Origin of the sequence: Roseomonas haemaphysalidis, from assembly GCF_017355405.1 — a bacterium.
GTDB classification, from domain to species: domain Bacteria; phylum Pseudomonadota; class Alphaproteobacteria; order Acetobacterales; family Acetobacteraceae; genus Pseudoroseomonas; species Pseudoroseomonas haemaphysalidis.
This window is the reverse complement of record NZ_CP061180.1, coordinates 100,142-109,709: the sequence shown is the minus strand read 5'-3', so window position 1 is coordinate 109,709 and position 9,568 is coordinate 100,142. Positions and strand designations below refer to the sequence as shown.

The 9,568-nt window shown below is 62.8% G+C and carries 5 protein-coding genes; 3 read left to right on the top strand and 2 right to left on the bottom strand.

Features of this window, described 5'->3' with window-relative positions; translation table 11 throughout:
• Nucleotides 1-243: 243 nt before the first annotated feature.
• Both IAI59_RS22065 and IAI59_RS22060 read left to right on the top strand, forming a co-directional pair.
• Nucleotides 244-3,720, top strand: a complete 3,477-nt coding sequence (locus IAI59_RS22065) for a DUF4214 domain-containing protein (protein ID WP_207419968.1) — start codon at nucleotides 244-246, stop codon at nucleotides 3,718-3,720.
• Between the two features lie 283 nt (nucleotides 3,721-4,003).
• Nucleotides 4,004-4,423 carry a hypothetical protein gene (locus IAI59_RS22060; protein WP_207419969.1) on the top strand — a complete coding sequence of 140 codons (420 nt, stop codon included), beginning with the start codon at nucleotides 4,004-4,006 and terminating at the stop codon, nucleotides 4,421-4,423.
• A 1,769-nt stretch (nucleotides 4,424-6,192) separates the two neighbouring features.
• Here the strand turns inward: IAI59_RS22060 and IAI59_RS22055 are convergent.
• Nucleotides 6,193-6,897: a hypothetical protein gene (locus IAI59_RS22055; protein WP_207419970.1), complete on the bottom strand. Its 705-nt coding sequence runs from the start codon at nucleotides 6,895-6,897 to the stop codon at nucleotides 6,193-6,195.
• Nucleotides 6,898-7,153: 256 nt separating this feature from the next.
• Between IAI59_RS22055 and IAI59_RS22050 the strand changes: the two genes are divergently transcribed.
• A complete protein-coding gene (locus IAI59_RS22050; protein WP_207419971.1) occupies nucleotides 7,154-8,428 on the top strand; it encodes a tetratricopeptide repeat protein in 1,275 nt (424 codons plus the stop codon).
• Nucleotides 8,429-9,213: 785 nt separating this feature from the next.
• Here IAI59_RS22050 and IAI59_RS22045 read toward each other — a convergent pair.
• Nucleotides 9,214-9,381, bottom strand: coding sequence for a hypothetical protein (locus tag IAI59_RS22045; RefSeq protein WP_207419972.1), 168 nt, complete (start codon nucleotides 9,379-9,381; stop codon nucleotides 9,214-9,216).
• Nucleotides 9,382-9,568 lie beyond the last annotated feature (187 nt).

The window sequence follows — 9,568 nt, the reverse complement described above, 5'->3', positions numbered from 1 at the left end:
GCTTCATGTGGTTGCCCATTAGCGACCTCTCCTCTCCGAATCGCGAGCTGGGCTGTGAGGCGTCTCGGTCTCTGAAGTGTGAGATGGAGGGCACACCGGGCGCCTCAAGCAGCCCAAAGGACCCTTTCCCGAAATAAGAGAATTTACACCGAGCGCAAATTTGCGTGATAACGCGATGCCTCGGCGGTCCGCCTGGACTGCGCCAGAACGTCGCCGATCCGGCCCAAATTGGAGACAGCGGTGATGGCTGCGTTTAAGCTTGGTGGCGAGTTCCTCGTGAACACCGAGACGCAAAATTATCAGATTGAGCCGGCCATCACGGGTCTGACCAATGGTGGCTTCGTCGTCGCCTGGATGGACCAGAGCGGCCTGGGAGGCGACGCCAACGGCTTTGGCATCAAGGCGCAGGTCTTCGACGCGGCCGGCGCCAGGACCGGAACTGAGTTCCTCGTCAACACCGTGACGGAGAATGCTCAGCACGTGCCGGCCATCACGGGCCTGTCCAATGGGGGCTTCGTCGTCACATGGCAGGACCAGAGCGGCCTGGGAGGCGACGCCAGCGGCTCTGGCATCAAGGCGCAGGTCTTCGACGCGGCGGGCGCCAAGACCGGCACTGAGTTCCTCGTGAATACCGAGACGGCGAATGACCAGGGCGCGTCCGCCATCACGGGCCTGTCCAGCGGTGGCTTCGTCGTCACTTGGAGTGATGCTAGCGGCCTGGGAGGCGACGCCAGCGGCTCTGGCATCAAGGCGCAGGTCTTCGACGCGGCCGGCGCCAGGATCGGCAGCGAGTTCCTCGTGAATACCGAGACGCTAGATGATCAGGGTGCGCCGATCATCACGGGTCTGGCCAATGGTGGCTTCGTCGTCACATGGCAGGACCAGAGCGGCCTGGGAGGCGACGCCAGCAGCTTTGGCGTCAAGGCGCAGGTCTTCGACGCGGCCGGCGCTAGGATTGGCAGCGAGTTCCTCGTGAATACCGAGACGCTAAATGATCAGTACGTGCCCACCATCACGGGCCTGTCCAGCGGTGGCTTCGTCGTCACCTGGATGGACGGTAGCGGCCTGGGAGGCGACGCTGAAGGCTTTGGCATCAAGGCGCAGGTCTTCGACGCGTCCGGCGCCAGGATCGGCAGCGAGTTCCTCGTGAATACCGAGACGATACATAATCAGTTCGCGCCCACCATCACGGGCCTGACCAGCGGTGGCTTCGTCGTCACATGGCAGGACTCGAGCCGCTTGGGAGCCGACGCCAGCGGCTCTGGCGTCAAGGCGCAGGTCTTCGACGCGGCCGGCGCCAGGATCGGCGGCGAGTTCCTCGTGAACACCGTGACGGAGAATTATCAGTACGCGCCCACCATCACGGGTCTGACCAACGGTGGCTTGGTCATCGCCTGGTCTGACACCAGCGGCCTGGGAGCCGACGCCAGCGGCTCTGGCATCAAGGCACAGATCTTCGCCCTGACGCTGCCAGATACGACGGCGCCACTCGCCCCCACGGTGGCCCTGGCCCACGACACCGGGAATTCCAGCACCGACCAAGTGACCCGCGACGGCACGCTGCAGGTGACTCCGGCCGAGCCGGGTGGCGTGATCGAGTATTCGACCGATGGCAGCGGGATCTACAGCAGCAGCGCACCCGGCTATACCTTTGCCGATGGCCAGCACAGCGTGCTGGTGCGGCAGGTCGACGCCGCCGGCAATGTGTCGTTGCCCACGACCTTTAACTTCGTGGTCGATACCATGGCGCCCCTGGCCCCCATGGTGACCCTGGCCCATGACACCGGCAGCTCCGGCACCGACCGGCTGACCCGTGATGGTACCGTGTCGGTCGCCCCGGCTGAGCTGGATGGCGCGATCGAGTACTCGGTCGACGGCGGCCTGACCTACAGCAGCAGCGCACCCGGCTATGCTGGCGATGGCAGCGCCGACGGCAAGCACAGCGTGCTGGTGCGGCAGGTCGATGCCGCCGGCAATGCATCAGCTCCCAGCTTCTTCAGTTTCATACTCGACACCACGGCGCCGCTCGCCCCCGTGGTGACACTGGCCCACGACACTGGTAGCTCCGGCACCGACCGAGTGACCCGCGATGGCGCCATCTCGGTCGTCCCGGCCGAGTTGGATGGCGCGATCGAGTACTCGATCGACGGCGGCCTGACCTACAGCACCGCTGTACCGAGCTATGCCACCGACGGCAGCGCTGACGGCGAGCACAACGTGCTGGTGCGGCAGGTGGACACCGCCGGCAATGTGTCGCTGCCCACAACCTTCGACTTCGTGCTCGACAGCACCGCGCCCACCGCCGGCGTGACCAGCGCGCGGCTGATCCAGCCGGCCGGCGGCGGTGAGACCTTGCAACTGGCCGGCACCGTGGAGCAGGCCCCCGGCACCACCGTGCAGGTGTTGGATGACACGACCGACCTCGGGGTGGCAGTGCTGAGCGGGGACGGCCACTGGAGCTTCTCTGGCAGCCTGGGTGCCGGGCCGCACGATATCCAGGTGGTCGCCCGCGATCTGGCGGGTAACCTGTCGCCCATCCCGGTCACGCCGATCGGCAATGCTGCTCCTACGGGCGAGCTGATGGCCAGCGGTGCCCTGGTCCGCGGCCAGACGCTGAGCGCCAGCAACACGCTGGCCGACGTCGACGGCCTGGGGACAGTCCACTACCAGTGGCAGCGCGCCGATGCGACGGGCGATTACACCGACATCGCCGACGCGAGCCAGCGCAGCTACCTGCTGACACGCGATGACATCGGCCACAGCCTGCGTTTGGTGGCGACCTATGTCGATGGCGCCGGCAGCACGGAAACGGTCACCGGTGCCGGCACGGGCCTGGTCGCCGCGCGCAGCATTGCTGCGGAGCGGATCGACACGAGCGAGGTGTCGCGCCCGGTGGAGGCCATGACGTCGTCCGACGTTGCGGTGCGCCTGGCCGATGGAGATGTGCTGGCCCCCGCGGCGGGGACCAGCCAGATTCAGCTGGCCGATGGCCTGATCCACTATGCGGCTGACAGCGGCGCGGCCTATCTGGCGCGGCTCTACAGCGGTCTGCTGGGCCGTGATGCGGACGACAATGGCCTGAGCTTCTGGACCTACGTCAATGGAACAGAGCCGGACAAGCTGCTGGTGGCGTCGGGCTTCCTCGACAGCGCCGAGTACCAGGCGCGGCACCCGAGCGGCACGGACGCCGAATTCGTCGACAGCCTGTATCGCGGCCTGCTGGGTCGCGAGGCGGAGGATGCGGGCCGGGCGTACTTCCTGGATCTGCTGACGCACGGCGTATCCCGCGCCGAGGTTCTCATGGGGGTGGCGGACTCCGCCGAGGCGCGGGAGCATTGGGATCCGCTCACCGCAGCTGGCGTGTTCGTGCCGGGCGAGGACAGCGGCCTGATCCGGGCCAGCTACGCGGCTGCGTTCGGCCGCGAGGCCGAGGCGGGCGGCCTGGTTTTCTTTGACACGCTGCTGAAGACCGGCATCACGCTCAGTCAGCTTGGCGACGGCTTCGAAAACTCTATCGAGTTCCACGCGGTGCATGACGCGCAGACGGACCACGACTTCATCGCCAGCCTGTACCAGAATGGCTTGGGTCGTGACGGCAGCGCTGCCGAGGTCGGCTTCTACGAAACCGTGCTGGCCAGCCAGGCGGCCGACCGGGGCGATGTGCTGATGGCTTTCGCGACCTCGCCCGAGGGCCAGGCGCATCTGCAGTGGAGCCTGTAGGCCGCGGGTCTAGGACGAACCCGGGGGCGCGATGGCGCCCCCGGACCCACCGCATAAAGCCAATCGGAAGCACGATACCCCCTGGAAGCGCGCGCCGAATGAGTCGTCAGGCGATGATTACCACAATCTGACTTCTGCCTACTCCAAGTGGTCTTACTGTGCCTTGGCATACGTCAAGGGCGGCGGGAAGCTCCGGAATGTCACATACCATTCCGCCTCTGCGCCCTGGACGGATGCCTCTCCGCGCCCGAAGGTTATGTCGACGCGAAAGGCTCTGTGAAGCATGGTGAACGATGAGCAACTGTCCCTCGACGACGTGCCAGTCGAGGATGTGAATGCCGCCCTCCGCATCTTCCGCCGGTTACCATTGGAGCTGCTAGGCTTCCTGATCCTCTTGCCAGTCGTGGGCGTTGGCCTGTCCAAGCTCAGTACGATCCTGTCGCCTCCCTACGGCCTATACATTTTTGGCCAAGGGCTCGTGACATGGGGATTGCTGCTGATGCTAATTCTACTGTTCGGACTGTTGTGGTCGCGAGGACGGCATATCGGGCGGCTGCTGAATGACCCAGTGATCATGGCTTCACCCGTCGTGAGCTTGCTATCGGCACCTGGCGTGCTGGCCAAGCGAGCCAACGCATTGGGCATGGAATGGAGTGGCTTTTACGGGCCGCTTCGTCCGCGCAAAAGGCTGACGAAAGCCTAGAACGCGTCGTCGAACGTCCGTCGCGCTTTGTCTGTAAAGCACGATAACACCACCCACTTTTATCGTTCTTAGCCTTTCGCAAATGCCAGGGTGCCCTGGTTTGTCGGGTAGACTGTAATAAAACGCATGGTCGCGCATTCCTGAACACACTCTTCTCTGCCGATGACGCAACGATAGTCGATCGCTACAGACGGAGAACGTGATGATATTAGGGCGGCAGGCGTTCATCCTTGGGGACACGTTCGATCATGTGGTGTGGGGATATCGAGGTGGCGTGCTGCTTTGTGACATGGAGCACTGTTACCTTGAACTGAACGGCCATCCCTGGAACGGAATGGACTGCCGGACCCAGCAGGTCGGGATCCTGGTGATAGACTGGTGGCAAGACCTTACGCAGCTGCCACCTGGCGTCGTCCTGCCGCCACCAATCGGATAAACGCCATGATGGTGGTATCACCCTCTCCCTGGGGCCCAGCTAACTTCTCCTGACTAGTCAGGTAGTGGCGTGAACTTCCTCTTAAGTTCGCGCCCAGGTTGCAATCTTGCAAAAATTTCGTATAAGGTAAATCCAATCTACGTGCATTCCCCGGGTACGGAACCGCACTTCGCCAGCGCATACGGGGTACACACCACCTATGGATTATGATCATCCAGGAAGTGTCTCCTTCCAGGTCGACCCCCTTTACATCCATTCTGATCAAACCGGTTGTCCGGCTATCTCGCGAACTTTGATCGCGAGATGCAGGAAGATGTTTGGTGATGAGTTCCATTGGGACATCACAGGCGGAAAAGAACATGATTCTTTGGGGGTGCGGATGACAATTCCGGCCCTCAGTTTTCAAGATTATCTCGCACTGTTCGCTTATGAGAGTATGGCTCGTCCATTGCAGGTTGTCCAAACCGGTCGTTAACAGCCCTTATCAGGCTTCACCCGACTAATTGGCCTGGCTGCCTTGAGCGACTTGCTTACGGCCCTTGGCAAAGCCATCCATCCACTGGAAACGCTCCGCCAGCTAGCGGTGGGGATAGGGGCATTCGCTGGCCTGCGATCGGAGATCGCGGCCGGCCCTCCTGCCTTCCTGGAAGGCTCTTCCTGCCTCTGGATGGATGTCTGGCTTGGGGGGTTCCATTCCCCAGTTATGACGAGCGGCTTTCCGCTTTGCGAGTCGCCCGAACTAGAATGATGTCCTGCGTATATCGGGCCTGACCTACAGTAGGCACCCCGGTGCTATGGTTTGGGCAGCCGAGCATGTCCGCAGCCGACCCGAAACAGATATTCTTCAGTAGTGGGAAACCCTCAGCCCCTCAAACCCATGGCTGCTGTCCAGTCGGCTCTCTACGCTTGCCGTCCATGACGTTCTTGTCCCAGACAGGCGGAGGAGCCTCCGAGGCCATCAAGCCTTGCGCTTTTAGTTGTGCCTTCTTCGCCTTCTCTCGCTGATGTTGGCTCCAGCGTATGGCAGCGACAAAGGCACTTACCGCAACCGCACCGGCAAGGTGACCATGCGTCTTACTGTCCAAGGGTAGTGGCAGGAAGACTGCCAGGACTACCACCAACACAGCCAGGGGCTACGGGTCCACGGAGATCCTCGTCGTAGCCCTTGCAGTTTCCAATTGGTCTCGTGGTCAGCCATTCATTTGACTATTCGGCAAAGACACTCAGCAAATAGCCGCCCGCGTCCAAGACATGAGCAACTGCCGCTTTCCACCCTCCCTAGCGCTAGACCTTGGCTGAGGAAGCCACCGTGGCAGACACTTCATGGCCGACATCAATCTTGAACTGGGCAGGACCACAGGTCACGCCCGAGCGCGCGCAGCAGGGTCGCATGCAGATGATCAAGGCGCCGTCTCGCGGCGGCGGCTTGCTCGGCCACGGCTCTGCGAGGAAGCCGCAGGGCACGCGCCCCCTCCCGCGGGTCGCCCTCCTCCGGATCCCAGTCCAGTACGAGGACCGCGTCGGCCTCGATCAGGATCCGCAGAGCCCAGCCCTGGTCTTGGTTATCGTAGACTGTGCCACCCACACCCGCCGTGTCCGAGAGATCATCCAGCAGAGAAGCGGCAGCCAATCGGCTACCCGCGAACATGTCCGCCACGACCGGAGCCTCCCCCGGCAGGCACAGCAGCAGGTTTACCGAGAGGCTCGAGAACGGGGCGATCTCGCGTTGGCACGCCAGCCCGGGCAGCGGGGGTAACCGCGAGAAATGGTGGACCAACTCGGCCTCCAGCCCGACGGCATCGGCCGTCAGCACGTGGCCGGCAATCTCCGGCAGGTCCGGCAACGGGATCGGCGGATCGTCCGGCGCACCGACCGGCAGCATCCAGCCCGGCACGTACGGCGTCACCGCATAGCCGGCATCCAGTCGGAATTCGGCATGTGTGCAGGTGGTCGGGATCCAGGAGTCATCGTCCGGCCATCCCAGAACGTCCTCACCACGGGGAGAGAACAACCTCCTCAAACAATGGAGCAACTTCACGACGACGCCCTCCGCCCAGACTATCCCGGCAGTCTTCAGCTTGGCCCCACGGCACAGGCGCCAGCTAACGACCTAGCGCTTCCCTCGACCCATAGCTGACTCTCGCTATCCCCCAGCGGTGTCCTCCCGCTTCCTGACGTGCGTCCCTGTCGATACCATCCGGGCCGGCGCCCACGGCCGGTTCGCGACACGTGCGAGGTAGGCTAAGCTGGCTTCCGATCCGGATCACGCAAACGTTCACAGGATACGAGGGGCAATGAGCGCCAACTGCATCTCGAACGGCTCCAGGGTGCTGCGTGTCCTGGCGATCGCCGTTACCGTCGTGGGTTCCTGGACGGCTACGCGCGTTGCTGCAGCCGATCCAGCCGGCACGCAGGTGGTCCTGACATGCCGGATCGCAGGGCAGAACCGGGAAGCCTCGGTCGTCCTCGAGGGCGATCGGGCAACCTACCGCTACGGCCCATCGCAGCAGAACCCGGAGCTGACCCTCTCGGACTCGCTGGCCAATCTTGACTACCGGCGCCAGAACGGCCCCGGCAACACGATCGATGAAATCGTCACCTTCGGGAACGGGGACACGGCTTACCGCTTCGCCGCCGGCTTCCGGGAAGGGGCGGGGTCCGGTTCATCCACCCTCCGCCCGTTCGGGCTGTTGACGGTTGATCGCGACGGCACGCCGCTTGCGCGGTTGGAATGCCGGCCGGACAGCATCGCACGCACTCCCGACGGGCTGCTAGCGCGCCTGCGTGCGATCGGCAGGGAGCGAACGTCGGATGGCTTGTCGTTTCCTAACTACCCGATCCACGACCCAGTTCGCGCGGCGCAATCCCCGCCCTGCGAGGCCGATTTCAACGTCGACACGTGCTGGAGCAGGGGTGTCAGCGCGTCGCGGCGCGGCGATCTCGGTGGGGCGCTGGAACACTACGACATGTCATGCGACGCGCGCATCACCACCCTGGGATGCTACGAAGCAGGCAAGCTATACCTGCACAACCGACAGCTGCGCGATTACGCTCGCGCCCGGCAAAGGCTGGCGACCACGTGCGACGGCGACGACACAGGCCAGGGGCCCTATGCCTGCAAGTATATCGGCTGGATGTACCTCACCGGGACCGGCGTGCAGCGCGACCTCGACACGGCTTTCGAGGCGCTTGCCAAGGCCTGCTTCTTCCACAACACGGCCATCTTGATCGATCCAGAAGGCTGCCATTTCCTTGGCAAGGCCATCCAGGCGCGACGCGGGCACACGGTTCGTGACGAGGACAGGGCGGACTACCTCACCTACATCGCGTTCGCGCAGGCCTGCACCGATAACGCAAAGACGATTTGCAACGACGCGCGGGCGCTTCACAGGCTGGCCAACGCGCGTTCCGCGCCATGGATTGCGCAATGCGATCGCGACGTAAGACGGTACAATCGGTTCGCGTCCTGCGCGTACATGACGGCACCGGGGGGTGATTACGATGCGGCGCAGCGGACGCGGCAGACGCTTGCCTCTCTTTTCCGGCTCGTGTCGGAAGCGGTGGATTGAGCTTCCCGGTCTCTGATCCGGCCTTGCCGCGCCCAGGCGAGGCCAGGACGGATGGGAGGCCGTTTTCCGCTCGATGCCGGCCGGACGGGCCGCAGGTTGTGCTGCGGCGATGGTCCGGTTTCCAACCCTCCCGGACATCGTGCGGTTCAACAAGGCACGCGATAAGACCTTATCGTGCCGGCTGTCGGACGGTCTATGTTTGCCTTTAGTCGATAGCATATCGCTGAGTTAGGCGGCGCCTTACCGCCTGTCAGTAGTGATTCCACATGCTGGATCGTTGCCAGCCGATCGCTCCACTGCAGCATAGTCGCTGAACATGCCAGGCTGCTTCTGCTGTGACATACTGAGGCGACAGTCAGCCGGTGCCGCTGTGTAGGCTCCGACAGGAATCAGCAAGGCACCAGCGAAGAGGCCGCACAGGCTGACTTTCTTCAGCAGGGTCGCAGCAAGAGGTGCCATGAGCTTAACCGCTTTGTGTCCACCAGCTGGCTATCACGGAACCGTGAGATTATCTCGTCAGGTTAGGTAACCCGCGCTTATCAGACCAACAGCCCCCTTGGGCCGGACTCATACCTTGCTGTGCCTGGCTACGACCTTTGGCAAAGCCATCCATCCATTGGAAGCGGTCTGCTAGACGGTGATGAGGGTAGGGGCACTCGCTCGCTTGCGAACTTAGGCTGAGGCCAGTTGTAACGCCCTCTTGAAACGCTTTGCCAACCTCTGAGAGTAGGTCTGTTCTGGGATATTTGACGGCTTGCATCGTTGGCACTGCCGTTACAAGCACCCTATTTACCCACGGAAATTGTGACTCTGAGCAACTCTGCCGTGCGGAACAGGATCTGTGCACAAGGTTCTTGTGCATGCGCGGCCTGCACCGCCAAATGTTCCAGCGTGACGATGGCTCCCTCGATCTCGTCCTGGAGGGTGTGGCCGGCGGGCGGAATGGCGTTCATGGACGTCTTGTCTCGGGGGGCAGGATTACAGAGATCACGGGTTCGTGACGTCGAGTATCTTTACACATCGACAAACCACGACAATCGAAGATTTACGCGCATTGTCTCATGTTTTGAGAATCGCCTCAGACGCGAAAATAAGCTTGTCTGTTCAACTTCCTGTAAAGCTTCGATTGTGCCATTTCGA

Excerpts from the sequence above, each read along its gene's own strand:
- IAI59_RS22050 (WP_207419971.1), top strand. The coding sequence starts at position 7,154 with ATGAGCGCCAACTGCATCTCGAACGGCTCCAGGGTGCTGCGTGTCCTG.
- IAI59_RS22060 (WP_207419969.1), top strand. The coding sequence starts at position 4,004 with ATGGTGAACGATGAGCAACTGTCCCTCGACGACGTGCCAGTCGAGGAT.
- IAI59_RS22065 (WP_207419968.1), top strand. The coding sequence starts at position 244 with ATGGCTGCGTTTAAGCTTGGTGGCGAGTTCCTCGTGAACACCGAGACG.
- IAI59_RS22045 (WP_207419972.1), bottom strand. The coding sequence starts at position 9,381 with ATGAACGCCATTCCGCCCGCCGGCCACACCCTCCAGGACGAGATCGAG.